We start from the raw sequence: 26,699 nt of genomic DNA on the forward strand, positions 1-26,699 counted from the left end.
CCAATGTCTGCCAGCCTTCGTGTCGTTAAAAGTGCCGGTCTGCTGCTGAGCCTCCAGCTGATACAGCGCGGGCTGGGCATTGTCAGCACCCTGATCCTTGCCCGGCTGCTGTTGCCGGAGCACTTCGGCGTCGTGGCACTGGTGATGATCGCCCTGCAGTTCTTTGAATTACTGGTGGAAACGGGCAGCCAGCAGTACATCATCCAGAAGACAGAGGTGAGCAATACCGACCTCAATACCGCCTGGAGCATGGACATCAGCATAAAATCCGCCATGTGCCTAGTGATCATCATGCTTTCCGTTCCCATTGCTTCGTTCTTTGATACACCAGCCCTGGCGCCTGCCTTGGCCGTGGCTTCGGTAACCCTGCCCATTCGTTCCCTGAAAACACCCGGCGTGATGCTCCTGGCCCGGGAAATTAACTACCGGCCTGTGTTCCGATTGACGCTATGGCAAAAACTGCTGTCGTTCGCCACCGTTGTTACCTGGGCGTTTATCAGCCCCAGCCATTGGGCGATGATTGCCGGGACGGTAGTCTCAGCTGTTGTGTTCACCATCGGCTCCTACCGCGTGCATGATTTTCGGCCATCCTGGACCCTGGCCCATCTCGGCCAGCAGTGGCGATTTTCCCAGTGGTTGCTGATGCGGGGAATCGTCGGATTCACCCGTTCCCAGATTGATAACCTGATGGTCTCCCGTTGGTTCGGCACCACCCAGCTGGGTGGCTATAACCTGGTCCGGGAAGTGAGCCTGTTGCCAGCTTTATCTGCGATCATCCCAATGACTGAACCGCTGCTGGCAGCCATTGCCGAAGGCAAAAAGGAAGCGGATACCCTCGCTTTTCGGGTTCGGTTGGGAATGGCGTTGCTGATCACAGTGCTCACGCCGATCACCGCTTTCATCATGATGTACCCGGAGCTGATTGTGCGTGTGCTGCTGGGGCCGGACTGGAGTGAATTTGCGGGCCTGCTACGGCCATTTGGGCTGTTCTTCTTTACGTTTTGCCTGTTCTCCGTGATCAGTGACGCCCTGATTGCCCAGGGGCGAGTGAAATTGCTGTTCTGGTTTGATCTGTTATCCACGCTGATCATTATTGCCGTGCTCGCCGGCATAGCACGGGAAAGCCTCTACACCATGGCCTGGGCCAGGGGCTGGCTGGCGGTGGCGACCACAGTATTGTTGCTGGTCATCCTGGACCGGGAAACAAAATTCAGCGTTGGCCGGCTTGCGTTACTCTGCCTGCCCGCGGCCGCAGGCACACTGTTCGCTCTTTCCCTGACCATCGCATTACCGCTTGCCAGCCAGCACTTTCTGGTGGAGTTCCTGACCAGGGGTGTCGTTTTTGTATTTTCAGCAGCGGCAGCCACACTTGTCATAGCCTGGCTCTGGATGCGAGGTAGCGAGGAAGGACACCAGCTGCGATTCCTTGTCAAAAAACTTTACAGTGAACGGAAAAGCGCCTAAATGTAATTTTATGTTACAACAAATGGGCGCTATGCTCTTGAAGAGCAAACGGACTTGAGCTGTGGGCAAAACCATGGAACCGATCGCCATTCGACTTACCGAAACCACCGGCATCGCCAGGAACAGCGAGCCTGTTTTCGTGGGCGTCCCCCTGGCGCGCGGGTTGATTCGTGACGCCTCAAAACTGGCGCTGACCGTGGCAAACAGTGACCAGCCCCTGCCAGCCTGTTTTACCGTGTTGTGCCGATGGCCCGATGCCAGCATCCGGTGGGTGTTGGTGGAGTTCGAAACCGATTTGGCTCCCCGTTCAGACCAGACCCTATGGGTTCGGGAAGCCACCAACACTGCTAGTAACCAGCCCATGGACATCGACTCCGCCATTGGTGGCTGGCAAATCCAGACCGCCGGCGGCACGTTCCGGCTGACATCCAACCAACCAATCTGGCAAAACCAGAGCAATGCCGGGAGCATCACCACCCAACCCGAGCTGAGAGATGAGCATGGCAGCCTGTGCAAGACGGTGGCGGATGCCGACTGGCACCTGCGCCGCAGTGGCTCCCTGTATGTCTACGCGACACTCACCGGCCAATGGCTGCGGCCCGATGACAGCCCCCTGGCCCGGTTTCACTGCCAGCTCCGCATTTCTTCTCACACCGGCGTGGTTAGGGCGCAGGTGCAGATTCACAACCCAAATCGTGCCCGCCATCCCGGCGGTTTGTGGGACCTGGGAGACGAAGGCTCCGTGCTGTTTCGCAGTCTGGAGCTGGTCACCAACACGTCAGGCCATCACGACACTGCCAGTCTCCAGGCCGATGCCACAGCTCCCGACAGCCAGTGGCAAACCGCAGCCGAGGTCACCCTCTACCAGGATTCCAGTGGCGGCGAAAACTGGGACAGCCTGAACCACGTTGACCGCCACCAGGAAAGAACCACCCACCTGCCGGGCTACCGGTTACTCACCGATGGGGCCGAGGCCAGTGGTAAAAGAGCCAACCCACAGCTGAAACTCAGCGGCCCGGAATACCAGCTCCAGATCGCGGTCCCGGGGTTCTGGCAGAACTTTCCTTCGAGCATCCATCACAACAACCAAACCACGGCGGTGGGGTTGTTTCCGGCGCAGCCAGATAACCGGCTTCACGAACTGCAGGGTGGTGAACGCCGAACCCTGTGCTGCCTGTTCAGTTATCAGGACCCGGCCTTTGACCTAGCGTGGGCCTACGCGCCGCTGGTGCCGGTCCTACCAGGATCGACCTACCAACAGGCCCACGCTTTCCCCTGGTTCTCTGCCAACGCCGAGCACGACCCGCTTTCCGGCCTGCTGCAGCTGGGTCTGGACGGCCCCTCTAACTTCTTCGCAAAGCGCGAAGCAATCGATGAATATGGCTGGCGCAATTTCGGCGATATTTTTGCGGATCACGAATGCCTGTATCAGCCCGATGACGAGCCACCACTGGTTTCCCACTACAACAACCAGTACGACGCGCTCTACGGCTTCGCCCGTCAGTTTGCGGCCACCGGGGACCGGCGCTGGTTTGAACTGATGAACGACCTGGCGTCCCACGTCGCCGACATTGATATCTACCACACCCAGAAAGACCGATCGGAATACAACAACGGCCTGTTCTGGCATACCGATCATTACCTGCCGGCCCAGACGGCCACGCACCGGACGTTCAGCCGCCACAACCAGACCAGCAGCACACCGGGGCAAACCGGCGGTGGGCCGGGTGCGGAGCATTGCTATACCACCGGCCTTCTCTACCACTACCTGATGACCGGACAGGCCACCTCCCGGGAAGCGGTCATGGACCTGACCCGCTGGATGGTGGGATTACACGAGGGCTGCGGCGGCTTTCTGGAGCAGGTACTGGCGGTCAAGAAGCAGGATCTGCCAAAAATCAAAGCCATACTCCATCTGGAGCGCCCCACCCGTCACCGTTACCCCCTTACCCGAGGTACCGGCAACTACCTGAACGCTTTGCTGGATGCCCATCTTCTGGAACCTGGATACGACTGGCTGGAACGCGCCCGGGATGTCATTGAACAGACCTGCCATCCAGACGATGATCTCGATGCACGAAACCTGCTGGACCGGGAGGCGAACTGGCATTACCTGGTCTTTCTCAGCAGCCTGTGTCGATATTTACTGCTCAGCCATGAAGCCGAATGCCATGACTGGCACTACCAGTATGCCCTTGCCTGTTTTCGTCATTACACACGCTGGATAGTGGAAAACGAGCAACCCTTCCTCGCCCAGTCCGAAGACCTGGAGTTCGACAACCACACCTGGGCGGCGCAGGATATTCGCAAGGCCATGCTGATGTATCAGGCCGCCTGTTTTGATCCAGAGTACCGGAATCGCTATCTGGAAAAAGGACAGCAGTGGCTTGATTACGTGGTCAGCACCCTTGAAAAGAGCCCGGAAAAGCATTTCACCCGCATACAAATGATTCTGCTACAGAATCACGGCCCCCACCTGGCAACCATGACCCTGCCAGAGGTGGCCCTGCAGACGGACCTGATCCAGGCATCGCGCCTGGCACCGCCGGTTTTACCCCTACCCGAACTGCTCGGACGCGTCACTGCCCGAGTCTTTCGGGGCCTTAAAACCTTCAGGCTTGACCACGAACGGGCCTGGCTGGCATCAAGGTTGGATCGCCGATGAGTACTCGCCATCAAATCAAGAAACTGATCAAACTCGTGTTCCTGGTACTGGCACTGCCGCTGTTCCTGCTGTATCGGGTAGTGAGCTTGGCGGGCAACAAAGACAGTGTCTTCCAGTCTTTTTCACAACTGCTGAGCCTGATCCCCGGCAAGATCGGCGTATACCTTCGTGCCGCCTTCTACAAGCTGGCTTGCACACACACCTCGGACAACATCAGCGTAAGCTTTCTCACCCTGTTGTCCCATCAGGACACCACCCTGGGCGAAGGCATTTACATCGGCCCCGGGTGCAACATTGGCAAATGCAGTATTGGCGATAACACCCTGCTGGGCAGCGGAGTGCATGTGCTCAGCGGCAGCCGCCAGCACAACTTCACCGATCCGGAAACCCCCATCAAAGAACAGGGTGGCCATTTTGAAAAGATTCACATCGGCCGCGATTGCTGGCTGGGCAACCAGGCCATCGTCATGGTCAGCCTGGCTGACAAGACCCTGGTGGCCGCCGGCAGTGTGGTGACCCGCAGTGCCGAGCCTGGGGCCATTCTGGCGGGCAACCCTGCCAAGGTGATCGGCAACCGCCTGACCCCAAAAACCGAATCCGCCAAAAAAGAGGCCGATTCCGATGGCCAGTAACGCAGAAGCCATCTACCTGGCCTCACCGGTCTGGCTTCAAAACCTGCTGGTTACCGGCATGGGATACCGGTTATTCCAGAAACGCTACACCGGTCTTTATCACCACTTGTTACAGCAGGCCCGAGACGCCCGCGAATGGACGCCCGCCCAGCGCGAAACCTGGCAGAATCAGCAACTGCACCGCATGGTCAGGCATTGTCGAAACGCCATCCCCTACTACCAGCGACTGTTCGCCGAACATGGGCTGCATGAGAACGACATCACCGCGCTATCGGATTTGCATAAAATCCCACCCCTGGACAAGCAAACCGTCCGGGAAAATGCTGAAGAACTACGCCATGCCGGGGAGAAACCCTGGCTTGTGCAGCACACCAGCGGCAGCACCGGCACGCCCCTGGCGCTTGGGGTCAACGAGCACACCTACAAGCTGGCCATGGCCCTGGTGGTTGATCATGAGGAAAGCCATGGTGTGCCTTTCGGCGCCCGCCGCGCCACGTTTGCCGGTCGCATGGTACAACCCCCCGATAATATGTCGCCGCCGTTTGCCCGCTACAATCGGGCAGAAAACCAGCGCCTCTATTCGGCTTATCACCTGAACGACCAAACCTTTGATTGGTATCGGCGGGACCTGGACCGCTTCCAACCCCGGGAGCTGATTGGCTACCCCTCCGCCATCAGTGAACTGGCTTCCTGTTATCTGCGCTCGGCCACAGAGCCAAAATTCCAGCCAAAAGCCATCGTCACCAATTCCGAAACACTCCTGGACTGGCAGCGGGAGAAAATAGAGTCCGTGTTCAACTGCCCGGTCTTCGACTACTACGGCACCGCAGAGTACCTGGTCTTCGCCGGCCAGGATCAAAGCGGCCTTTATCGGACCAACCCTCTGCTCGGCATTGCCGAAGTCTGTACCAGTGAACAGCAACCCGACTCAGGACCGATACTGGCGACAACACTCACCAATACCTGCATGCCTATACTGCGATACCGGATTGGTGACACCGCTACCCTGGAGTCACCGAGAGCCCCCGGGTCCGGCCCTGTCAGTATCCTTAAGGCGATCAACGGTCGCGAGGATGATTACATACAGACGCCCGATGGACGACGTCTTGGGCGTATGGACCATATTTTCAAAGGTGTTCGTGGTATCCGGGAAGCCCAGATCATCCAGACAGCTCCAGACCACTGCACGGTCAAGCTGGTGCCCGAGGGCCTACTGGAGCCATCAGACTCCGACACCATCCGGGCCAATTTCCGGAAACGGGTCGCGGATGCCATGGTGCTGACAATTGAACCCGTGGAGAGTATTCCGCGGGGGCGCAATGGTAAATTCAAGAACGTCATCGGGATGGATGGCATCGATCATGGCTACTGACAGAATCTGGCTCTCCTGGGAGACCCAACGCCGAACGGTGGAGCTTTCACGCAAATTCAATGCGCAGCTTCATATTCTTGAAACCAGCAAAAAGGGTGTCCCGCGCTATCTCGTGCTCACGCAGAGAACGATCAGAACCCTCCTCACCTGCAAACCAAAGATCGTATTCGTCCAGAATCCATCCGTAATCCTGGCCACGCTGGTGTTGCTATTAAGGCCCCTTTTCGGTTATCGGGTGGTCGTTGACCGCCACACCAACTTCAAGTTCGGTACCCGCCATTCCAGGCAGCTTAAATGGCGGGTATTCCATGCACTGAGCCGATTCACCCTTCGCACCGCCGACATTACCATCGTCACCAATCGCTATTTGCGGTTGTACATCAAACAACAGGGCGCAAACGCCTACATTCTCCCGGATCCCCTGCCGGCGCTGCGACCTGGTGATAATCACAGTGCCGGGGAAACCGGGAAACTGTCGGGGTTCTTTGTCTGCACCTTTGCTGAGGATGAACCCTATCGGGAAGTTTTTGAGGCCATGAAACAGCATCCCGACACAGACTTCTATGTAACCGGAAACTTCAAAAAAGCGAATCCGCACACCCTGGATGCTGTCGATAACAATATTCATCTGTTGGGCTTTGTGCCGGAGCAAGACTACATTGATCACCTGTTCAGGTGTGACTTCAGCATTATCCTGACAACCCAGGAATTCACCCTGAACTGCGGGGCCTATGAGTCTCTGGTGGCCAATAAACCGGCCGTGCTTGCAAACACCCTGACCATCCGGCGCTATTTCTCAAAAGGCTTTGTTTACACCGATCCATGCTCGGTAGACGCCATTAATCACGCCATAGGCGAGGTTGGCCGTCGTCTTGACGAACTGAAAGCGGATCAGGTTACGCTCCGGAAGGAACTGACGCAGGAATGGTCAACCCTGAAAAACAGGATTGACCAGCAGATACAGGTACTAACCCCAACCGGTGCAACAGATCCGACATCTAATCAACAGTGATCTGAGGGGGTGCTGAAGGCGGCGCCAGGGCTGTATCGGTCTGCAGATAGCTGGGTATATCCGTCCTTATCACCAGGTCATCGTAGGCATACCACTCTTCGTGGCGCTGATCGTTCGGGTAAGTCTGGAAGAAGTCATTGCCGCCGATGGCCACCAGGTTCCACTTGGCATTTTCATCTTCGGTGGTTGAAGGCCGGATCCAGGGAATGGTTTCCAGTTTGAATATCTGCTGGTCATCCATCCATTCGATCAGCACGCCGTCTTTGGCACCCGGTGAGGAGTTCATCTTTACGAAGAAGGCCATTTTGGTCCAGGTGTCACCCGGGCCAAAGATCTGGTCATGGGAAACGCTGGCGTACGGATCGGTGGTAATGAAGCCACCGTTGAGCTTGTCGGGTATTTTTGGCGTTGTACCATCAATGCCACGCCCCTGCACATCGCCCGTAAAGTTCATGTTCAGGTCCCCGGAACCAACCAGGGATCGCGGCGCATCCTCAATATCACCTGTCACAAAGCCGTAGTTGTCGCCATGGGGGCCGCCCCGTAACGACATGGCGTTTCTCACGCCGTACCCGGTAATGTTGTGATCCCAGATAAAGATCGGCCCCAGGTCGCCGCCGCCAAAGGCCTGGTATTCGTTGCCCTGACCTTCACCACGCCAACTGGAAATTCGGAACATTTTTGAGCCGGCCGCATCGGTGCCCTGGACGTACTCCCGCATCCAGTTGTCGTCAAACCGCACCCAGAATTCCACATAAAGCTGGTCATAGCCCTGTGGAAAATATTTAACCATCATTGATTCCGAGCCCCAGTAATCCCAACCGGCATCATAGGAGTCACGCCAACTGACATAAGACTTACTGCCACTTCTGGCCTTGTCAGCGTTACTTTCCAGTATCTCGATGGATTCGTGCCTGTCCGGATGGCCGGTTGAGGGGGCCCAAACGGGATCCTGACGAATGGAATACCAGCCTTCGGGAATGATATGCGTGTCCGCGCTTTGCACCGTGTCGCTACTGTGCATGGCACTCGTCCAATCCGGCTGATCGTCAAAATTCTCTTCAAATATAACCTCTGCCTGCGCGGCAAAAGGCCCTGACATGCCGACCAGCGCAATGACAAGGCCCAGCGAACGTCTGCGTGAGAAAGTCATGACCACCCCTTCCAAACCGTTTGGCCCATCAAAAAGTAACATCATGTTACACACGGTAAAAGTCTAGCATTGGTTTTCAGCGTCTGCACAAGCGCTTCCTGTGCGAGATGTAAATTTTTTTGACTAATTTCTGTGCAGAAAATCGAAACATTGTGTAACCTGATGTTACAAACAAAATCAACAGCACTCTCCAGGGAAGGTCTTGTATGAGAGTACTAACCGTCTTTGGTACCCGGCCGGAAGCCATCAAAATGGCGCCTCTGGCCCTGGCTCTGGCGAATACTCCCGGTTTCCATGCGAAGGTCTGCGTCACTGCCCAGCACCGGCAGATGCTGGATCAGGTTCTCGAGCTTTTTGATCTCCGCCCGGACCACGACCTTAACCTGATGAAACCCGGCCAATCCCTGAGTCGCTTGACCGGCGATATCCTCCAGGGCCTGGAACCGGTATTTCAGGAGGAACGCCCTGACCTGGTGTTGGTGCATGGCGATACCACCACGACCCTGGGCGCCAGTCTGGCGGCCTATTACCAACACATTGCCATAGGCCACGTAGAGGCAGGCCTGCGCACCGGCAACCTGTATTCACCCTGGCCCGAGGAAGCCAACCGCAAGCTCACCAGCGCCCTGGCGAACCTGCATTTCGCACCCACCAATACCGCCCGCGACAACCTGCTGCGTGAAGGGGTGTCAGAGCAACATATCCGGGTTACGGGTAATACAGTTATTGATGCTTTGTTGATGGTCCGGGATCGCATTGATGGGGACCGGGCCCTGGCTAAACGCCTGCAGCACCAATTTGCCTTTCTGGATGGCCATAAAAAGCTGGTCCTGGTCACGGGCCACCGTCGGGAGAGCTTTGGTGCAGGCTTCGAACGTATCTGCCAGGCCATTGCCCGGATGGCGGACGAACATCCGGACCTGGAGGTTGTCTACCCGGTACACCTGAACCCCAACGTTCGCGAACCCGTCCTGCGCCTGCTCGGCAATAACCGGTCGGTTCATCTGATCGAACCGCTGGATTACCTGCCTTTTGTGTACCTGATGAACCGCAGCCACCTGATCCTGACCGACTCCGGTGGCATTCAGGAAGAAGCCCCCTCCCTCGGCAAACCCGTGTTGGTTATGCGCGACACCACCGAGCGTCCGGAAGCGGTGGAAGCCGGCACGGTCAAGCTGGTAGGCACTGACATTGAGCGCATTGTTGGCGAGGTGAAACGGCTCACCAAGGATCGCTTTGCGTATCGGAGCATGGCCCGGGCCTATAACCCTTACGGCGATGGCCTTGCCTGCCAACGAATCATCAAGGCGCTGCAGGCCGATCCCTCCTATTTCCGCAAGGTACAAGGACTCTGTTTATGAATGACCTCAAACGCATTGTCGTCATGGGATTGGGTTATGTCGGGTTACCCACCGCTGCGGTGTTTGCATCCCGGCGGGTTGATGTTCTCGGTGTGGATGTGAATCAGCGTGCGGTGGACACCATCAATCAGGGCAAAGTGCACATTGTGGAGCCCTCCCTGGACATTGTGGTTCGAGCCACAGTGACCGAAGGGTACTTGCGCGCCGCAACCCGGCCCGAACCCGCCGACGCCTTCCTGATTGCCGTGCCCACACCGTTCAAGGATGGCAACGTGCCCGACCTGAGTTACGTGGAAGCCGCCACGCGCTCACTAGCCGCTTCGTTGCGGCCGGGCAATCTGGTGGTCCTTGAATCCACTTCCCCGGTTGGCACCACCGAAGCGGTATGTGAATGGTTGGCCGAGGAACGCCCTGACCTCACTCTTCCCCATTCCCATGGCTCTGCTTCCGACATCCGGGTGGCTCACTGTCCCGAGCGGGTGCTGCCAGGACAGGTTATCCGGGAACTGGTGGAAAACGACCGGGTGATTGGCGGCATCACGCCCTACTGCGCTGAAACCGCTGTCACACTCTACCGCCAGGTGGTCCAGGGAGAATGCGTCATTACCACGGCCCGGACGGCGGAACTGGCAAAGCTGGCCGAAAACAGCTTCCGGGATATCAACATTGCCTATGCCAATGAGTTGTCACTGATCTGCGATCGCCTGGATATCAACGTCTGGGAAATGATTCGGCTGGCGAACCGGCACCCAAGGGTGAACATCCTGCAGCCCGGTGCCGGTGTGGGTGGCCACTGCATCGCCGTGGACCCCTGGTTTATTGCCCACAGTGCCCCCGAGCAAGCGCGGCTCATTCGCACCGCAAGAGACATCAACGATCATAAGCCCGACTGGGTCATGACCAAGGTGCAAAGTGCCATTGAACGAATGGAGCAGGACCACCCGGGCACCCAGCGCAGCGATATTCGTGTGGCCTGCCTAGGCGTGGCGTTTAAACCCGACATCGATGACCTCCGGGAAAGCCCAGCCCTGCGAATCACCCAGGGCATTGCGAAACTGGGGTGCCAGGTGCTGGTGGTGGAACCCAACGTGCGGGAATTGCCGCCGTCATTGCAGGCCGACAACATCAAACTGGTGAACATGCTGCAGGTTTTGCAGACAGCAGACATTACCTGCGTGCTGGTCCGCCACGCCTCATTCATGGAAATACGCAACCTGCTCCACGAGGTTGACGGATTAATCGATGTGGTCGGCCTGACGGAAGCCCCGTAACACATTCGCAACAGGGAGTGCACAATGACCGCCAAACAGCAGGCCGCCCTGCCCGAAGCCGATCTGGGAGGCAGCAACGTCCTGTTTGTTGCCTACTTCTTTCCGCCCACCATCAGTACCGGGGTACCGGGCTGCATGCGCACCATCAAGTTCCTGCGTAACCTCAAGGGTGGCCAGTGCCATGTTTTGACCACCCCCGAGGCACAGCTATCGCCGGAGCAGTCGGCCCTTTCGCACATTGAGTTACCGGTGCACGATGAAACCATTCACCGTGTGGCCAGCCGCGATGTATTCCAGGTGCTACTGACTGCCCGTCGCTCGGTTAAGGGCCTGGTAAAACGTGGGGGCAATTCAGGCCGGGCAGAACCTGCAACAAGCTTCCGAACGGCCACCAGCGCAACAGCGCAGCCCGACAACGGTCTCCCGGAGACTGGCAGGTTCCAGCAAATGAAGGACTTCATCTACAACCTGTGTTATTTCCCGGACCAGGCCGGACCCTGGGTATTGCCGGCCGTTGCCCGGGCCCGCCGGATTGTCAGGGAGCAGAACATCGATGTCATTTTTGCCACCGGTTCGCCCTGGTCCGACCTCATCGTCGGCTACCTGGTCAGCCGACTGACGCGAACACCCCTGATTGTCGATTTCCGGGACCCGTGGATGAACAACCCGTTCCACCCATCCAAGGGCGCCCTCCTCGATGCCTGGGCCCTGCGCTGGGAGCAGCGTATTGTGGAACACGCCAATGCCGTGTCACTGAATACCGAACCACTGAAGCAGGAGTTCCTCCAACGCTACCCCCGGCAACCCGCCGACAAGTTCTTCGTTATGCCCAATGGCTTTGATCTGGCGGATTTCACAGCCTCGGAGGCAGCCGTCCCGGATAGCCGTTATTTCACCCTGTGTCATGCCGGATTCCTGTACGGCGTGCGTGATCCTGCCCCATTGCTCCAGGCCATAGAGCAGGCAAACCGGCAACTCGCCGATAGCAGGCGCCAGATCCGCTTCCGGCAGATTGGTGATATACTGCTGAATTACGATGTCAGGAAACGCTTTGGGGCCCTGATTGATGATGGCAGCCTGATGATCGAGCCACCGCAGCCCTACCAGCAATGTCTACAGGCGCTCACAGGTGCTGACATGGTCGTCAACATCCAGCCGGCGACCCGCAGCCAGGTGCCCTCGAAGCTTTACGACTACCTGGCCATCAACCGCCCGATCCTGAACATTACGCCCAGGGACGGCGCTCTGGGCACCATGGTGGAGGAGTATGGACTGGGTGAACTGTTCGACTTCGAGGAAAGCGAGGCATTGGCCCGGCGACTGGTGGAAATTGTCCAAAATGACGAATACTCAGGCAGTTTCGACGGCTACAACAACCGTTCGCGCTTCGACAGCCGTCATACCGCCTGGGACCTGGCCGAAAAAATAAAGGCACTGACCAGTTGAACCGGCCAGTGCCTTTGGCACCCTAGTACAGCCCACTGCCCCCTACTGCACTTCTCCCGAGACCACTTCCGACCCGGGGCTCACCAGTCCACCGGTGTCCACCACATATACCTGGAAGTACCAGGTACCGGTCGCCAGCCCGTCGAAGGTGTAGCTGGTGGTGCCAGCTTCAACGTCAACGGTCTGTGAGAGATCTTCGATCTGCTGCCCATAATCAACCCGGTAGTGATCAATTTCACTGAGTGAGATTGAGCTACCGTCGATACGGGTACCCGGTGCCGTCCAGGAAAGGGTTATCTGTCCACCGGTGTCCGGAGTGGTTGTGGTCGGTGGCGTAACCTCAACCGGTTCAGTCACATCTTCCAGTGTCCAGGGATGAACGCCCATCTGATAAGCCTCCAGGCTGGTCAGCCCCTGGCTATTGTGGACGGTTCCAGCGTCATCTTCCCAGGGATTCAGGCCATAACTAAGCTCCCAGACATCCGGGATGCCATCCGCGTCGGAATCCACCAGAAGTGTTTGTTCCGTCATATCCAGAACTGGCCTCTGGAAAGTGCTGGCTTGATCAATAACAGTACCGGTCTGTGGATCCGACAACCACAGCTCTACCGATGCCCCTCCCTGGCCCTCGTAATATTCAGCCACCAACTCATAGGGAGCCTGTCCGGCATCCAGTTCAATGGTCGCGGAATAGGTGGTGGGCGCCTGTGCTTTCCAGCCGGAGAGGACCTGCTCACCATTCAGCCAGGCTCGTACGCCGTCATCCCCCCGCATGTTCAACTGGTAGGTTTTTGTACCCGTATCGTGGGGCGGATAAATCTGTGCAAACCAGCGCACGGCAAACCAGTCACTCGGTATGGCTGGATCCGGACTGCCATTACCCCAGCTAAACTTGATCGCTTCATCGGTACGGGTAAAGGCGAAATCGATAAACCGGTCACTGGCAAAATAATGGCCTACAAAACCATTCTGCATAACCAGCGCCGGGGGCTCAGGTTCGCCGTGAAGGTATTCGTAGAGGTTGACGGTTTCCCCCTCGATTTCAACATAGAGGTCATTTGGATCCAGTGGATCCAGGCCATAGGCGTACTTCTCCCCATCCGTCAGGCCATCGCCGGAAGTATCGGGATTGGTCGGATTGGTGCCCACCAGAAACTCTTCTTCGGCACTCAGGAGATCTCCATCCGTGTCGGTTGAGGCATCAGAGGGGTCGGTTGGGTCCAGGCCATAATAGACTTCCCAATTGTCGTAGAGACCGTCTTCATCCTGGTCCAGCGGGGGGTAGTCCTGTGAGAAAGCCAGCCCCTTGTCGCCATCAAAATACCCAATTCGATATCCCAGGCTGTAACTCTGCGAGGCATCACCACTCTCAAAGGCCGAAGGTGCCCAGGAGGCAAGATAATCACCGCTAATAATCTGCTGGCCCATATTCGGTCCGGTCCAGGCAACGCTGAAGTGATCGCCGCCGCCGGCCTGCTTATGGAGCAGCTCGAAATAGTACCGGTTGCCACCACTCAGGCTAATCGATCCAGACCGTTGTGACGCATACTGGCTATAATCTTCGGCTTTGGTCCACCTCGGTACATGAGCAACCTGGCGCAGATTGTCCGCTGACGCATCGGAACTCAGGAACAGCTCCGACTCATCATCCGAGGCGACAAAGAACTCATAGCTACCATCCGTCGGTGGAATAATGTAACCGCGAACCAGTGTCCCGTAGTCGTTGCCTCGCTTGGTCAGACGTGCCAGCTGGTTCAACGCGGCAACCTCCGTGGGTTGGTCCGGGAAAATCGCAGAAGCGGTCAAGTCGTCCAGCACCATACCTGACACATCATCGTAGTATTGCGCGTAGACGGTTCCGGGCTCGCTGGTAGAGGGAATGGCAGCGGTTGGTGGCAGATCGTCGATGGACCTTCCGCCCATGGACTGGCAACCCGCCAACACAGTCATTGCCAACAATATGGAAATCAGACCTGTTTTACCCATGGCAGACACTCCCGCCTCCTTGATTTTCAGGGCTTCAGGTACAGTATTGGTGTCAACCTACGATGACGCCAAACAACTAATGAAACAATTCGAAATATAAAAGCACTATATTGTTACATTTAGTTACTTAAGGATGAGCTTGCGCACCCACAAGGCATAAGCCAACCCGGCCCGACCAGAGCCCAGACAGGCCAGGTAATGACGTAGCGCCTTCCCCCTGAACCCCTGGGTCAGCGCGGCATTGGCAAAGCTGATGTGCTTGGCTGCCAGTTTTCGATGGAGATGGCGCCGGAAAGGCTTTGGCGTATCCAGCTCGTTCAGCACCCGAAGCAGGAAATCCAGCTCCCGGGTGAGGTAAGCGAGAGATTTTGAGAGTGAGTCCGGCGTGTCATTCACTACAAATGTGGGAATATCCCGAAAGCGGATGTTACGGGTGAGCGACAGCCGTATGGCCAGCCAGGACCATTCGAAGTATTTCTGGATCCCGTTAAAGTATTCCGGGCCGACAGTGGCCGACCGGAACAGGCCACCGCAGGAAGCCAGCCAGTTAGCCCGGGTCAAGCCCATCAGTGGGTTCTCTGCATTGTCTGTCAGCCCGGAAAACATCAGTGTCTCTGTTTCCCGGCCGCTATCATCACACTGGCGACGGTACCCATTGGTCACCAGAACATCGATCAAGGGATGGCGATCCATTAACCGCAGGCGTGTACTCAGTGTGCCCGGCAGGTACTCGTCATCGTCATCAAGAAAGCAGAAATACCGCCCCCTGACCGCCTGGCGGCCCCGCGCAATCGCCCGGGTAAGATCCCCCTCCGGCAAATAGATCAGCCGGACATCCGGACGTGACTCCAGAGAGGCCCGCAAATTCGGGCAGTAACGATCGCCATTGAGAACCACCACAACTTCGATCCCGATATCGTTACCGGCCCTGACCGAGGTAATGGCCCATTCCAGCGACTGCCAGCGGCTGGCTTCTCCTGCCGTCGGAATAATCACGCTGACTGCCGGTGCGTTACCCATCTTCACCATGTTCCGCCCTCATTTCAGCCAACACACGGCGCGCCACCATTTCATAGTAGCCGCCCCGGTGTTTGAGGATGAAGTGCACGTAGCGTGCGCGTGAAAAATCCACCAAACGACGGGTTTCCGGCCGGGCATTCGTCACCAGCGGGTATTTCGAAAACTCCAGTGCCGAGGCCGGCCGGTGTGCGAGGATCAAGCGCCAGATGCACTCATCGCCATAGAGCGGCAGGTCCGGGTTTTCCAGCAGTTTCTCCAGCACCTCGGCCACCAGTTCCGTGGTAACAACATCCCGGGAGTAGCCGAACAGGCCACCATTGAAGCGTTCCGGGTACTCAAGCCCGGGGAAGCAAGCCTCACACGCCGCCTGCGAGAGTCTGAAATTCGGTCCCCAGGGAACACTGTAGAACGACTTCTGGTCCCCGGATTCAATCCACTCCATCAATTCCACTGGTGGATTAATGAACAGGGTGTCGGAGTCCAGCACAATGATCCGCTCACGCTTAGCCAGCACATGAAAATCCAGCACTTTCAGGGCCCAGGCTGCCCTCTGGCGGTCATACCCTGGGCCAAGCGTGAACCTTGCCGGAATACGATCCCGAAGTTCCGCCAGCCATGGATGCGAAGCCATGGCCTGGTCAGCCTCCGCCAACAGGATTACCCGACAACCCGGCACCTGGTTTTCCAGAAAGCGCTTGTGCTCCGCTGTCAGGGTGGCATCACCGTGAACAACCACAGCCAGTCCCGGGCGGAACCGCAACAGCGATTTCAGCGATGCCAGCGCCATGTCCAGATCATGCACGCAGGTGAGCATGTGCAGTTCCACCTCTGCCTCGGGCTGGCATGGAATCGGAGGTAATTGCGCAAAGCCGGCCAGAGTCTTTCTGAGAGGTTTCCGGTACCGCACCTCGTGATACTTGCGAACCCAACTGACCGGCAGGCGCTTCTCACGGATAAACACCTGATAGAGTCTCGGAAAGATATTCACCTCCTGCCACAAGGGATGCCCAATCAGGCCCAGGGTAAAAAACCAGACCGGCGTGATCACAACCGCCATCACCAGCACCGACAGCCAGGGCGGTGCCGTGTCGAAACCAATCCACAGATCAAGCGCAAGAGCGGTTCCCACACAGATGAGCGCAAGTGCCGCATTCCGCCACCACGCCTTTAATAGCTGCTGCGCAGACAGCTGGAACTGACGCCAGACAATCCAGGTCGTCAGCGTAATGTCCACAAGCCCCACCAGGACAAACGCAAACGCGGCGTAGATAAGTCCGAAAGGAAACAGCCCGATCACGCCCAAAATGCAAACCGATAGCAGGGCCAGCTCCCGAAACATCAGCAGCTTCTCACGGCCACTGGACAGCAGCAGCTCCGGGGCCAGACCGTGGACGCAGCGCATCATCGCCCAAACCGCCAGCACAGAGGCCAATGGTGCCGCCTGGTCCCACTGGTCGCCGAAGAAGAACCGGATCACCACCAGGCTACTGACAGCGGCGACCGCCAGCACCGGCCACAACACGCCACCCAACAATACCCCGGCCCGCAGATAGGCCTCACCCACATCGCCCCGGGTTCGGACCTTGTCGGAAAGATAAGGCAAGACCACCGGTCCCACGCCCTGCTGGACAGTATTCGAGAGGAAATCGACAAATCCCAGCCCCCGGGAAAACAGGCCCACATGGGTGGTGGTACCAAGTTTGCCAATAATCATGTCGGGCACGGTCAGCAGGGACTTTTTCATCATGTTGGAAGCGGAGCTGAACACACCCAATTGCATGACCGGAAAAATGCCACGAAAGACCGGGCGCCAATACCGATCGTGGCTCAGCCTATTGGCCAGTAGCATCTGGATGAGGGTGTTGGCCGCAAGCCCCACGGCCATGGAGTAGTAACTCAGGCCCATAAAAATACCGCCCAGGGTCACCAGGAAGCCCCCACCGGCACCGCAGACGCCAATAACCAGTAGCCGGCCAAAATCCATCTGGCGCTGGAGCAGCGCGGTCGGAATGCTGACAAACGGTGCCAGGAAAAAACTCAGGGACAGCAAGTAAAACAGTGTTTCCAGACCGGCGATGTCATAGAAATCAGCCACCCAGGGAGACGCCAGCACCACGGCACCACCCAGTCCCCAGGAAATCAAAAAGGTCACGCCCAGTGCACTGCGGATTTTTGTCTCGGACAACTCGGGCTCACGCACCAGGTACACCCCGGCGCCCAGCAAGCGGAACTCACTCAGCACCATGACAATGGCACTGCCAATGGCCCAGGTACCAATTTCACCCGGTGTCAGCAGGCGCGCCACCACCACCGTCGACAGCAGACCGATGGCCATCAACAGATAGCGCGACAGCGATGAATAGATAACCGATTGCCGGACGGATGCCATCGGCTCAGGACTCCTTGTGGGCCGCTTCCCGATAAATCTCCTGGTAGGCGTTCACCATGACCTCCCGGGAGAAACGTTCGTCAAATCGCGTCCTGGCGCCCTGCCCCAGCTGCGATCTGGTTTCGGGCTCCTGCCAGAGCCCGATCATTGCCTCGGCGAAGGCCTGTTCGTCGTCCACTGGCACCAGCATGCCGTTGATGCCCTCACGAACAATCTCGGGATTACCTCCGACATCGGTCGCCACAGCCGGGATACCCAGGCTCATGGCTTCCAGAAGGGTCATGGAGGTGCCTTCGGTGAACGAAGACAGCAAAAACACCTCCATCAACGCCATATGATTAGCGGGCTGAGACACCGAGCCGGTAAAAGTCACCCGCTCGCTGATGCCCAACTCCCCGGCCAGGAACTGCAACGATTCCCGCTCGGCTCCGTCGCCCACCACCAGCAGCCAGCCTTCCGGGCACTGTTGCAGGAACCGGTGAAAGGCGCGCAGCATCATGGACTGGTTTTTCACCGGGTCCATGCGTGAGACCGTGCCCATCACAAACGCCTCCTCCGGAATCCCCAACTCCGCACGCAACGCCGCCACCCGGTCATGGTCGGGCTGCAAAGCAGCGATGCCGTTATAGACCACCCGGATGCGCGAGCGCGGCAGGAATTCATACCGGGCAAGTGCCTGACGAGTGGCGTCGGAAATCGCCACCATCGCCCGGCTTGTCCGGGCCATTGCCTGGTTCACCAATGCCGCCTTGTAGCGATAGCGGTCGGGGTAAAAACGGCCATGCTCCGTGAACACAACACTGACCGGCAACCCCAGCGCGGCGAACCAGCCATAAACCCAGGGGGTGTATTGGTGGCAATGGACAACATCAAAATGGCCCTTGCGCAAACGGGTCCGGATGATGCGGATCAGACTGCGATCAAACCCCGGGCGCCGCTGTACTGCCACTATGGGAATGCCAGACTCCCGGAGCTGCTCACCTATGGCGCCCACCTGGCCGTCAATACACAGGATTTCACTGGTCACCTTCTCCGAATCCAGGCCCGTAATCAGCTGACGTATTACCTGTTCGGTGCCGCCGATCCCCATATTGAAGGTCACATGCAGTACTCGCACCGTGTCAGTCATGCCAGATGCCCTCCATAATTCCGCCACCAGAGGGCGAACGCCACCATGCTCCAGAGTTCCTGGGTGTGGCGGTCATTGCCATCGAGGTGGGATTGCCAGAGCTTTTTCACTTCGCCCATGTCAAAACACCGGGCCAGGCCGCCTTCGGGATCGGTCAACAGCTCATCAGCCAATGGCCGGATTTCCCGGCGCAGCCACTGGGCCAGGGGCACGGAAAAGCCCATTTTTTTCCGGTAGAGAATGTCGTCGGGTAGTAACCGACGAAAGCTGCTTTTGAGAATCGCCTTGCCTTCCTTGCCGCGAAGCTTCAGGCCCGCCGGGATGGAGGCGGCGTACTCCACCACCCGGTAATCAAGCAGCGGTGCCCGGGTTTCCAGGGAATTGGCCATGCTCATCCGGTCCACCTTCACCAGGATATCCCCCGGCAGATAGGTCTTGATGTCGGTGTAGAGGATCCTGGAAAGATGGTCATCCGCCGGCGCCTCGCGGTAATGCTTGCGGGTGACGTCCGCCGGATCGTAATCGCGGGTACTGGCGGCAAATTCTGGCGTTACCAGGCGGTCCCACACCGACTGTCGGAAGAAGCAGTTGGACATGAAAAAGCCGGTATCAGGCTCCTGGGCCAGGGTTTCCATCAAGGTCTGGGCCTTGTTGGTCAGCGTGTGCCGGAAGCAGCCAGCGATGCCGGCCAATGGCGGCAACAGGTGATGCCGGAGTGTTCCGGGAACAAGGCTGCGCAACCGGTTTTCCACGGCGTCCGTCTGGTACTTGCTGTAGCCGGCAAAGTTTTCATCGCCACCATCGCCGGCCAGGGCGACCGTCACTTGCTGCCGGGCCAGCTGCGAAACGAACCAGGTGGGCACAAAAGAAGCATCCGCAAAGGGCTCGTCAAAATAGCGGGCAATGCTTTCCAGGCGCTCCGCCACGTTGTCACGAACCGTAAATTCGTGATGATCGGTTCCAAATTGCTGGGCCACCTGGCGTGCGTAGTGCACCTCGTCAAAGCGCTCGGAATCAAAGCCAATAGCACAGGTGGTGACAGGCCGGGGCGCGTGGCCGGCCATCAGCCCAACCACGGCACTGGAATCGACACCACCACTCAGGAAGGCCCCCAGAGGAACATCACTGATCATGCGCTGGCACACCGCTTCATCGATCAAACCAAACAGCTCGTCTTCAATCTGCCCGACACTGCGCCCGACCAAAGGGTGAAAGGACAACTCCCAATAACGACCGGTTATTGTATTCAGGCCATCGGTCTTCAACCAGCAGCCCGGTTCCAGCTTGAACACATCCTGGTAGATGGTTTTAGGGTCCGGCACGTATTGATAGGCAAAGAAATCCTTCACCGCATCCGGTCTCAACGCGGGCCTGAAGAAGGGCAACTCCAACAGAGCCTTGATCTCGGAGGCAAAAGCCAGCTGTCCTTCACCAAACCAGTAGTACAGGGGTTTCTTGCCCAAGCGATCCCGGGCCATGAACAGCTCTCCGCCCTGCCGATCCCAGATCGCAAAGGCAAACATACCGTTCAAACGCTCCAGACAGGCCTCGCCCCGACGTTCATAAAGTTCCAGCAGCACCTCGGTGTCTGTCCGGGTGTGGAATACGACGCCCTGCTGTTCCAGCTCCCGGCGGAGCTGGGCGAAGTTGTAGATTTCACCATTGAAAACGATGACATAACGCCCGGAGGTGGAAACCATGGGCTGAGTGCCAGCGTCACTGAGATCGAGAATGCTCAAGCGGCGGTGGCAGAGCCCGATACGGTCATCCAGATAGATGGCACCGGCGTCTGGCCCCCGATGAACAATCGCCTGCCCCATGGCCTGGAGCCAAGGTTCATGGTTGGAGCGCTCGGGAGTACCAGGATTGCGAAAAAAGCCAGCCAGTCCACACATACTCAGCCTGCGCCCCCTGCCATGTGAACTGACGCGCTTCCGCGCCCCATCAGTTGGGCGAACAGCAACGAGTACTCCCGGGCCATTCGCCCGGCGGAATACTCCGTTTCAATGGTTTTTCGGGCGGCTGCAGCCAATCGTCGGCCCCATTCGGCATCCGCAAGCAATCGCCGGCAGCTGTCGGCCAGGGCTTGCTGGTCTCCGTAGGGCACCAGCAGACCGTTGTGCTCATGCTCAATCAACTGATCAACCCCCGGAATGTCATAAGCAACCACCGGAACCCCCACAGCCATCGCTTCCATCATGCAACGCGGAATACCTTCCAGTGATGACGTCATCACAAACAGATCAAACCGGCTCAACAACGCCAGCCGGTCGTTGCGAAAGCCCAGAAACTCGATGCCCGGCGCACTGTCCTGTGCCGCTGCCTGCTGCTCGAGCTCCGGTCGTTGTCTGCCATCACCCAATAGCTGCAGACGCAAGGAAGGATCACGGCCGTAGAGTTGGTCAAATACCGACAGCAGGTCCGGAATACCTTTCCTGGGAATCATCTGGCCCACAAAACCGATGACTTTCCGGTCCTCAACCGGTTCTCTCGGTGGCATTTCGCAGAGCGCCTGGTCGATCTCCGCCAGGTCCACGCCATTACGGATAAACCGAACCTTATGCTCAGGCACTCCGAACCGGGCCATGTCTGCCACCAGCTCTTCGGACAACGGAGCAACGGCATCAAAATGGCGAAGCGTGTAGGTACCCAGCCGGATGAAGAGGGCCATTTTCAGGCCTACCCTGCCCGCAAACCCGTGGGGCGTGCTGACACAACGAATACCAGTCTTGCGGGCCGCCAGAAAACCCAGGATGTCGGATTTGTAGCCATGGGAATGAATGATGTCGATCTCACGCTCCCGGATAATCGCCGCCAACCGATTGACCACCCGCCAGTCAAAGCGACCAGCCATCGGGACGCGATGAACCTGCCCTACCGAAGCCGGGTAGAGTTCAGCCAGCGTCAGGTCCTGGTCAGAAGTCTCCTGACTGACGGCCAGGTCACACACCACCTGACCCGGTTCCAGGTTATTGGCCAGAGCCAGTATCCAGCGCTCGGCGCCATAAAAACCCGATGGCGTAATAAACTGCAGAATCCGAAGAGGTCTCATGAGTCAACACGTCCATTTGCAACCTGAGGGTATTTCCCGCCTCCGGTATCGCTGCGGCTCGCCTTGTCCTGCAGGTAGTAGACATTGATGGCCGCAGCCAGGAAAAGAATCATCCAGTAGAGGATCTCGGCCCGGAACCGGTCGATAAACGAGCCGGCCACCAGGAAGCCGATCAGAGCGCATTCAAGGGCCAGCAGCTTGAAATAGGCTCTCGTGTTCTCCTGCTCCAGCACATGGCGTTTGGCCCGCCGGGATAACCGGTACAGTGACAGCAACAAAAACCCGAACACCACCATGCCCTGCCACCCGGTCTCCGCCAGGCCCTGGAACCACATGGAATGCACGGCCCGATGTTCCACACCTCCCCGGGTCTCTTCATCCATGTAAACCGGCGACAGGGTTTCATAGCCACCCACGCCAATACCCAGGGGGTAATCGTCCATCATGTCGAAGGTGGCCCACCAGAAGGCCAGCCGGCTCGCGCCGCTGACATTGCGATCTTCGGACTGGAGCGTCTGGACCCGCTCCCAAAACAGGTCATCGGCAACATACAGGCCACCACTGATGCCCACCACAATCATGAGTATCGCCGCCGCCCGCTGGCCTTTCTGCTGGTACCTGGAAAAGAGCATATAAAACAGGAAGACGGTCAGGCTGAGCGCAACACCAAGAAACGCGCCCCGACTGTTGATCAGCACCAGGCCGTTGGCGATGAACGCGCCACAGAACAGTGCCAGCAGGCGCACCTTCATGTTTCCCAACCAGGCGTAATACATAAGAATCACCGCGGCCGGCACCAGCGCCGCGGCAGTGTGGTTCGCATCCGGCGCATCCACCATGCCGATGCCTTCCACCCGGCCATAGGCATTGCGCCCGTTAAGCCAGGCCAGGTAGCCGATGTAGGTGGCGCCGATCACATACGCCCATAGGCAAGCCGTCAGCGCCCGCTCGGAATAGATCAGTTTGTAGGCGATCATCATGATGATCACCAGCTTCAGGAACTGAAAGCTGTAGGCCTTGTGCAGCGGCAGGTTGACCGCGTACAGGTACCCCACGTAATACAGAATCACCAAGGCAATCATGTACTTGAAGATCGGCATCTCCGACCAGGGGGCCAGCCGGCCGTAATCCCGGAACTTCAGGGCCACTACGAGCATCATCAACAGCACGGTGATCATGGAATAACGCAAACCAGGGATCACCGCTGACCACCAGCGATCATCGGGATTCAGGAAATAGACCAGCTGGTAGATTACCAACGCGGCCGTGCCGCTGTAGACCAGCGCGGCGATCAGGCTTCCGAAGAACACCGTTAAAAACAGCAGCGCGAACTTCGACATCACTCCTGCTCCCGTTTCTGGGCCGGTCGGGCGCTGGCCCAGGTTACCTGGGTCTCACCGGACAAGGCCCTGAGAATGCCCCGTAATGCATACAGGTTGACCATCGCAAAGTAATAGGGAACTGAAACCAAACCCGGCAGGCGATTCTTGTCCCGGACCAACATTCCAGCAGCCGCCAACAGCAAACAAGCCACCATGAATATTGCCAGCCACTGGAATACCAAAACTCCCGCCATTGCCAGCAGCACCGAGCCGACGGCTGCCACCAGCAGGAACACGGGGATCAGCCAGCGCAGCAATTTGTGCGATACCACCTGCCAGGCAAAGACGCCGACCCGGAACGGATTCATGGTGACTTTCACTCGCATAAGCCCGCGGATGCTTCGATTGACGATGCGCTCCTTACGGGCGATTTCACCTTCGAAATGACCTGCTGTTTCCTCGAAACAACGTGCCTCCGGGTCAAATACGCCCCGATACCCAAGCGCGATGATCTGGAGCGGATTCACAAAGTCGTTGATGTCTTTTGATTGCAGGGGTTGCCAGAGCGCCCGGCGAATGGCGTATATGGCGCCATCTCCACCCACCACGGAATGCAGGCGGGTTTCCATCTGTTTGATGGCCAATTCATAGCGCCAGTAAAGATTTTCACTACGGGCACTGGCTCCGGTATCACTGTCGGTATAGAGCGCCGCCCCCACCGCGTAACCAACCGCCGGGTCGGCGAAATGCCGCACCAACATGCGCAGGGCATCCGGCGCGTACATGGCGTTGGCATCACTGAATACCACCAGCTCACCACGCGCCTGCTCCATGGCCAGGTTCAGACCCATGGTTTTGCCCAGCCGCCCTTCCTGGCGAATCAGTTGCACGCCCTGGTCGGCAAACGTTCGTACGATCTCGTCGGTGCCATCGTCCGAGCCATCGGAGACCACCAGAATCTGCAACTGTTCCACCGGATAATCCAGGCTCAGGGCATTCACCAGCTTGTCGTGAATGACCGCCGCTTCGTTGTAGCAGGAGATGATCAGGGTTAACGGCGGGGTCATGTCTGACTGACGAGCGGGCCTGAACGTGCGCCGGCGGGTCAGCAGCCACAACATGGCCGGATAACCGACGTACACATACGCCGGCACCAGAAGACTGCACATTGTGATCACCGCCAGAAACTCAATCATAAGCTGATGTGCTTCCTCAGATGCGGGCCAATCCGGTTGGCCAGGCCCAGGGGTAAACGCTGCCAACAGGCTTCCACCAACTGACGGGAATGCCGGGCCAGTTTGCCGGGACCACTCCCCCCGACACTGGTTATCCGGCCATCGACGTGCCAGTTCTGCCATTGAAGCTCTACCGGCCACGCCCCCCACTGGCGCTTGAAACGATAAGTGCCCTCGCCCAGGCTGGACCGCCCGAAATCAAACTGTTCACACCCCAACCGGGTGGTTTCGCTCAGCAGTTGCCAGTACAACAGCATGTTAGGAGCCAGGTGGTTGTACTCGCTCAGCGTCGACGCCCAGGGAATACAGGCCTGCCGGCCCTGGATCAACACCACGCCTGCAGCCACCACACGCTGCTCCAGCCGCACCAGACCGACCAGCAGCTGCGGCCCGAAAGTTGCCTGAAGGGCCTGGAACCAGGCTCTGGCATGCACCGGCGACCCCAAGCGCCGCATGTTGGCGGCGAAAACCGGATAGAAGGCGTCTATCGCCTCCGGACCGTACTCAACGGTCGCCGTCAGACCGTTTTTTTCCGCCTTGCGAATCTGACTTCGCAACTTGGTCCGGAAGCCGGCAAACAGGGCCTGGGGTGTGGCGGGCAGATCCGCCAGCAAACTGACTTTTTCTCCCAGGCTTTCCGGATCGGGCCGAATCACGGATTCCTCATCGAGTGGCTGCCCGCGCTGGCGTATTTCCATCCGGCCTATTCCCAGGTCATCCAGCAGGGTCCGGGCTCCTTCTGCCAGCGCAGAGCCACTGTCCTCTCCCTCGGACACAGGGCCGCCCAGATCACAAAAAGGCAGCGACACCAGGGCATCCCGCCCAGGTCGGCGCAGCTGGCAGACCGGTAGAACACCAACCATGGCGCCATCCTGCCAGGCCGAGACCAACCAGCCAGGGTGTCCGTAGGACTGCTGAATAGCCTGCAGCCAGGCCGGGTGGTGATAGGCTGTTGCCTGGGGCTGCTGGGCAATGAACCGCCGCCAGGCCTGATGATCCGCGTATTGGAAACGATCAATCCGGATCTGCATTACTTCACCCTTCCCTTAAGCCGTTCCTTGAGCTTTTCGGCACTTTCCTGCCGCAGACGATTGCGGGCATTGCGAACCACATCCTCCAATCGGAGTTTGAAGCGGCTGCGTTGCAGGGAGACCTGCACCAGTTGGCAGTGGAAGCTGCCCAGTTGCGACTTGTAGCGTTCCTCACCGCCCATAAAGTCATAGTAGTGGAAGCCGTGCTGGCGATAGTCCTCTATGCAAAGGCTGTGGCCTAAAAGGCCGGGTTTAAGCCGGTTATCGTCTTCCGTTTTCATACCACCGAGGTAGAAATAGACGTTCTGGTCGTACAGCAGGTTGTAAAAGGAAGCGATGACCTCGTCTCCCGCTTTCAACGACACCAGGTCCACCCCGCCACTGGCCCACTGGTCCTCAATCAGACTGCGGTGGAAACGCACGAAGTCGGGATTGGCGTAACCGCTCTGGTCCGGGCCGTCCCCCCAGCGATGCAGGTGCAAGGGGCCGATGCTGTCAAACACCGCCACCGCTTCATGTGCGGAGTCGGGCCGGACCAGGCTCAGTGGCCCCCGTGACTCGTACAGCCTGTGTGCGCGGTTGATCTGGTGCCGGGTGTTGCGGGAAAGCGTGGACAGGTAATGCTGCCCACTGCTGCGCAAGGCGTTCAGATCCACCCCGAAACAGGGAGCCTCCCACCGCAGGTGTGAGTGCAGCCCCGTCATGCCGGCAAAGAATTTCGCCTCGCCAGCATCAATGGCACCGATGATGAATTCGTCCCAGTCAGGCATCTCATCGCACAGGTAACGTAGGCAGGCTTCGGCGACGTCGGTCTCACGACCCTGTTCGGCTAGAAAGCCGTTGTACTCAATCCATATCTGGTCCTGGTGACGGTAACCGGTCTGGTGCAAGCGCAAACAGTGAGAGTGCAGCACGCCATGGCGCCTTTCTTCCGTGGCCACCACAATACCCAATCCGATAACACGGGCTCCTTCCCTGACCTCAAGGAGTTCTGCCGGGGGTTGATAAACCGCCAGCCAATGCCCCAGCCACTGCCATGACAAAAAGACCGGCGGCGCAGAGCGTCCCTCCAGCTCTTGCCAGATGGCCTGCAGCTGCGCCGGTTCCGGCACGGGCTGGCGAGTCACTTCCAGGCGATCGGCGTTCATGGGCGGTATCC

General features: G+C 58.1%; 19 protein-coding genes. 8 read left to right on the top strand and 11 right to left on the bottom strand.

Annotated features, from left to right (window positions below):
* Positions 1-3: 3 nt before the first annotated feature.
* The 5 genes from BY454_RS03360 to BY454_RS03380 all read left to right on the top strand — a co-directional run bounded on the left by BY454_RS03360 (position 4) and on the right by BY454_RS03380 (position 7,145).
* Positions 4-1,464: an oligosaccharide flippase family protein gene (locus tag BY454_RS03360; protein ID WP_104415332.1), complete on the top strand. Its 1,461-nt coding sequence runs from the start codon at positions 4-6 to the stop codon at positions 1,462-1,464.
* A 73-nt stretch (positions 1,465-1,537) separates the two neighbouring features.
* Positions 1,538-4,129, top strand: a complete 2,592-nt coding sequence (locus tag BY454_RS03365; RefSeq protein WP_146082683.1) for a hypothetical protein — start codon at positions 1,538-1,540, stop codon at positions 4,127-4,129.
* Positions 4,126-4,761, top strand: coding sequence for an acyltransferase (locus BY454_RS03370; protein WP_104415330.1), 636 nt, complete (start codon positions 4,126-4,128; stop codon positions 4,759-4,761). Before BY454_RS03365 ends, BY454_RS03370 begins: the two co-directional genes overlap by 4 nt.
* Entirely contained in the window at positions 4,751-6,133 is a 1,383-nt protein-coding gene (locus tag BY454_RS03375) for a phenylacetate--CoA ligase family protein (protein WP_104415329.1), read from the top strand. The genes BY454_RS03370 and BY454_RS03375 overlap by 11 nt, the downstream gene beginning before the upstream one ends.
* Positions 6,123-7,145 (top strand): glycosyltransferase, encoded by a 1,023-nt coding sequence (locus tag BY454_RS03380; RefSeq protein ID WP_104415328.1) that lies wholly within the window; start codon positions 6,123-6,125, stop codon positions 7,143-7,145. The genes BY454_RS03375 and BY454_RS03380 overlap by 11 nt, the downstream gene beginning before the upstream one ends.
* On the opposite strand, the gene BY454_RS03385 is transcribed toward BY454_RS03380, so the two are convergent.
* On the bottom strand, positions 7,132-8,298 hold the full coding sequence (locus BY454_RS03385) for a hypothetical protein (RefSeq protein WP_104415327.1): 1,167 nt from the start codon (positions 8,296-8,298) through the stop codon (positions 7,132-7,134). The genes BY454_RS03380 and BY454_RS03385 overlap by 14 nt on opposite strands.
* Positions 8,299-8,504: 206 nt before the next feature.
* On the opposite strand from BY454_RS03385, the gene wecB reads away from it, so the two are divergent.
* The 3 genes from wecB to BY454_RS03400 are packed head-to-tail and all read left to right on the top strand — an operon-like array spanning position 8,505 to position 12,376.
* Positions 8,505-9,659: a non-hydrolyzing UDP-N-acetylglucosamine 2-epimerase gene (gene wecB / locus BY454_RS03390; RefSeq protein WP_104415326.1), complete on the top strand. Its 1,155-nt coding sequence runs from the start codon at positions 8,505-8,507 to the stop codon at positions 9,657-9,659.
* Complete coding sequence (gene wecC, locus BY454_RS03395) at positions 9,656-10,930, top strand: UDP-N-acetyl-D-mannosamine dehydrogenase (RefSeq protein WP_104415325.1); 1,275 nt, start codon at positions 9,656-9,658, stop codon at positions 10,928-10,930. Before wecB ends, wecC begins: the two co-directional genes overlap by 4 nt.
* A gap of 24 nt (positions 10,931-10,954) precedes the next feature.
* Positions 10,955-12,376 (top strand): glycosyltransferase, encoded by a 1,422-nt coding sequence (locus BY454_RS03400; protein WP_104415324.1) that lies wholly within the window; start codon positions 10,955-10,957, stop codon positions 12,374-12,376.
* A 42-nt stretch (positions 12,377-12,418) separates the two neighbouring features.
* On the opposite strand, the gene BY454_RS03405 is transcribed toward BY454_RS03400, so the two are convergent.
* From BY454_RS03405 to BY454_RS03450, 10 genes are all read right to left on the bottom strand, one after another.
* Positions 12,419-14,362 (bottom strand): PA14 domain-containing protein, encoded by a 1,944-nt coding sequence (locus BY454_RS03405; RefSeq protein WP_104415323.1) that lies wholly within the window; start codon positions 14,360-14,362, stop codon positions 12,419-12,421.
* Positions 14,363-14,485: 123 nt separating this feature from the next.
* Positions 14,486-15,382 (bottom strand): glycosyltransferase family 2 protein, encoded by an 897-nt coding sequence (locus BY454_RS03410; RefSeq protein ID WP_181049637.1) that lies wholly within the window; start codon positions 15,380-15,382, stop codon positions 14,486-14,488.
* Positions 15,375-17,771 carry a lipopolysaccharide biosynthesis protein gene (locus BY454_RS03415; protein WP_104415321.1) on the bottom strand — a complete coding sequence of 799 codons (2,397 nt, stop codon included), beginning with the start codon at positions 17,769-17,771 and terminating at the stop codon, positions 15,375-15,377. Before BY454_RS03415 ends, BY454_RS03410 begins: the two co-directional genes overlap by 8 nt.
* 4 nt (positions 17,772-17,775) lie before the next feature.
* Positions 17,776-18,900 carry a glycosyltransferase gene (locus tag BY454_RS03420; RefSeq protein WP_104415320.1) on the bottom strand — a complete coding sequence of 375 codons (1,125 nt, stop codon included), beginning with the start codon at positions 18,898-18,900 and terminating at the stop codon, positions 17,776-17,778.
* Positions 18,897-20,795 carry an asparagine synthase (glutamine-hydrolyzing) gene (gene asnB, locus BY454_RS03425; protein WP_104415319.1) on the bottom strand — a complete coding sequence of 633 codons (1,899 nt, stop codon included), beginning with the start codon at positions 20,793-20,795 and terminating at the stop codon, positions 18,897-18,899. The genes BY454_RS03420 and asnB overlap by 4 nt, the downstream gene beginning before the upstream one ends.
* A 2-nt stretch (positions 20,796-20,797) precedes the next feature.
* Positions 20,798-21,952, bottom strand: coding sequence for a glycosyltransferase family 4 protein (locus tag BY454_RS03430; protein WP_104415318.1), 1,155 nt, complete (start codon positions 21,950-21,952; stop codon positions 20,798-20,800).
* Complete coding sequence (locus tag BY454_RS03435) at positions 21,949-23,292, bottom strand: O-antigen ligase family protein (RefSeq protein WP_104415317.1); 1,344 nt, start codon at positions 23,290-23,292, stop codon at positions 21,949-21,951. The genes BY454_RS03430 and BY454_RS03435 overlap by 4 nt, the downstream gene beginning before the upstream one ends.
* Positions 23,292-24,470, bottom strand: coding sequence for a glycosyltransferase family 2 protein (locus tag BY454_RS03440; RefSeq protein ID WP_104415316.1), 1,179 nt, complete (start codon positions 24,468-24,470; stop codon positions 23,292-23,294). Before BY454_RS03440 ends, BY454_RS03435 begins: the two co-directional genes overlap by 1 nt.
* Positions 24,467-25,540, bottom strand: coding sequence for a FemAB family XrtA/PEP-CTERM system-associated protein (locus BY454_RS03445; protein ID WP_104415315.1), 1,074 nt, complete (start codon positions 25,538-25,540; stop codon positions 24,467-24,469). The genes BY454_RS03440 and BY454_RS03445 overlap by 4 nt, the downstream gene beginning before the upstream one ends.
* On the bottom strand, positions 25,540-26,688 hold the full coding sequence (locus BY454_RS03450; RefSeq protein WP_181049638.1) for a GNAT family N-acetyltransferase: 1,149 nt from the start codon (positions 26,686-26,688) through the stop codon (positions 25,540-25,542). Before BY454_RS03450 ends, BY454_RS03445 begins: the two co-directional genes overlap by 1 nt.
* Between the last annotated feature and the right edge of the window lie 11 nt (positions 26,689-26,699).

Origin of the sequence: Marinobacter persicus, from assembly GCF_002934325.1 — a bacterium.
GTDB lineage: Bacteria > Pseudomonadota > Gammaproteobacteria > Pseudomonadales > Oleiphilaceae > Marinobacter > Marinobacter persicus_A.

What these genes read in the sequence shown, in the direction of transcription:
- BY454_RS03420 (WP_104415320.1), bottom strand. Translation starts at nt 18,900, where the DNA reads ATGACTGACACGGTGCGAGTACTGCATGTGACCTTCAATATGGGGATC.
- asnB (WP_104415319.1), bottom strand. Translation starts at nt 20,795, where the DNA reads ATGTGTGGACTGGCTGGCTTTTTTCGCAATCCTGGTACTCCCGAGCGC.
- BY454_RS03400 (WP_104415324.1), top strand. Translation starts at nt 10,955, where the DNA reads ATGACCGCCAAACAGCAGGCCGCCCTGCCCGAAGCCGATCTGGGAGGC.
- BY454_RS03385 (WP_104415327.1), bottom strand. Translation starts at nt 8,298, where the DNA reads ATGACTTTCTCACGCAGACGTTCGCTGGGCCTTGTCATTGCGCTGGTC.
- BY454_RS03410 (WP_181049637.1), bottom strand. Translation starts at nt 15,382, where the DNA reads ATGGGTAACGCACCGGCAGTCAGCGTGATTATTCCGACGGCAGGAGAA.
- BY454_RS03435 (WP_104415317.1), bottom strand. Translation starts at nt 23,292, where the DNA reads ATGTCGAAGTTCGCGCTGCTGTTTTTAACGGTGTTCTTCGGAAGCCTG.
- BY454_RS03415 (WP_104415321.1), bottom strand. Translation starts at nt 17,771, where the DNA reads ATGGCATCCGTCCGGCAATCGGTTATCTATTCATCGCTGTCGCGCTAT.
- BY454_RS03430 (WP_104415318.1), bottom strand. Translation starts at nt 21,952, where the DNA reads ATGAGACCTCTTCGGATTCTGCAGTTTATTACGCCATCGGGTTTTTAT.
- BY454_RS03375 (WP_104415329.1), top strand. Translation starts at nt 4,751, where the DNA reads ATGGCCAGTAACGCAGAAGCCATCTACCTGGCCTCACCGGTCTGGCTT.
- BY454_RS03450 (WP_181049638.1), bottom strand. Translation starts at nt 26,688, where the DNA reads ATGAACGCCGATCGCCTGGAAGTGACTCGCCAGCCCGTGCCGGAACCG.
- BY454_RS03380 (WP_104415328.1), top strand. Translation starts at nt 6,123, where the DNA reads ATGGCTACTGACAGAATCTGGCTCTCCTGGGAGACCCAACGCCGAACG.
- BY454_RS03445 (WP_104415315.1), bottom strand. Translation starts at nt 25,540, where the DNA reads ATGCAGATCCGGATTGATCGTTTCCAATACGCGGATCATCAGGCCTGG.
- BY454_RS03405 (WP_104415323.1), bottom strand. Translation starts at nt 14,362, where the DNA reads ATGGGTAAAACAGGTCTGATTTCCATATTGTTGGCAATGACTGTGTTG.
- wecC (WP_104415325.1), top strand. Translation starts at nt 9,656, where the DNA reads ATGAATGACCTCAAACGCATTGTCGTCATGGGATTGGGTTATGTCGGG.
- BY454_RS03370 (WP_104415330.1), top strand. Translation starts at nt 4,126, where the DNA reads ATGAGTACTCGCCATCAAATCAAGAAACTGATCAAACTCGTGTTCCTG.
- wecB (WP_104415326.1), top strand. Translation starts at nt 8,505, where the DNA reads ATGAGAGTACTAACCGTCTTTGGTACCCGGCCGGAAGCCATCAAAATG.
- BY454_RS03360 (WP_104415332.1), top strand. Translation starts at nt 4, where the DNA reads ATGTCTGCCAGCCTTCGTGTCGTTAAAAGTGCCGGTCTGCTGCTGAGC.
- BY454_RS03365 (WP_146082683.1), top strand. Translation starts at nt 1,538, where the DNA reads ATGGAACCGATCGCCATTCGACTTACCGAAACCACCGGCATCGCCAGG.
- BY454_RS03440 (WP_104415316.1), bottom strand. Translation starts at nt 24,470, where the DNA reads ATGATTGAGTTTCTGGCGGTGATCACAATGTGCAGTCTTCTGGTGCCG.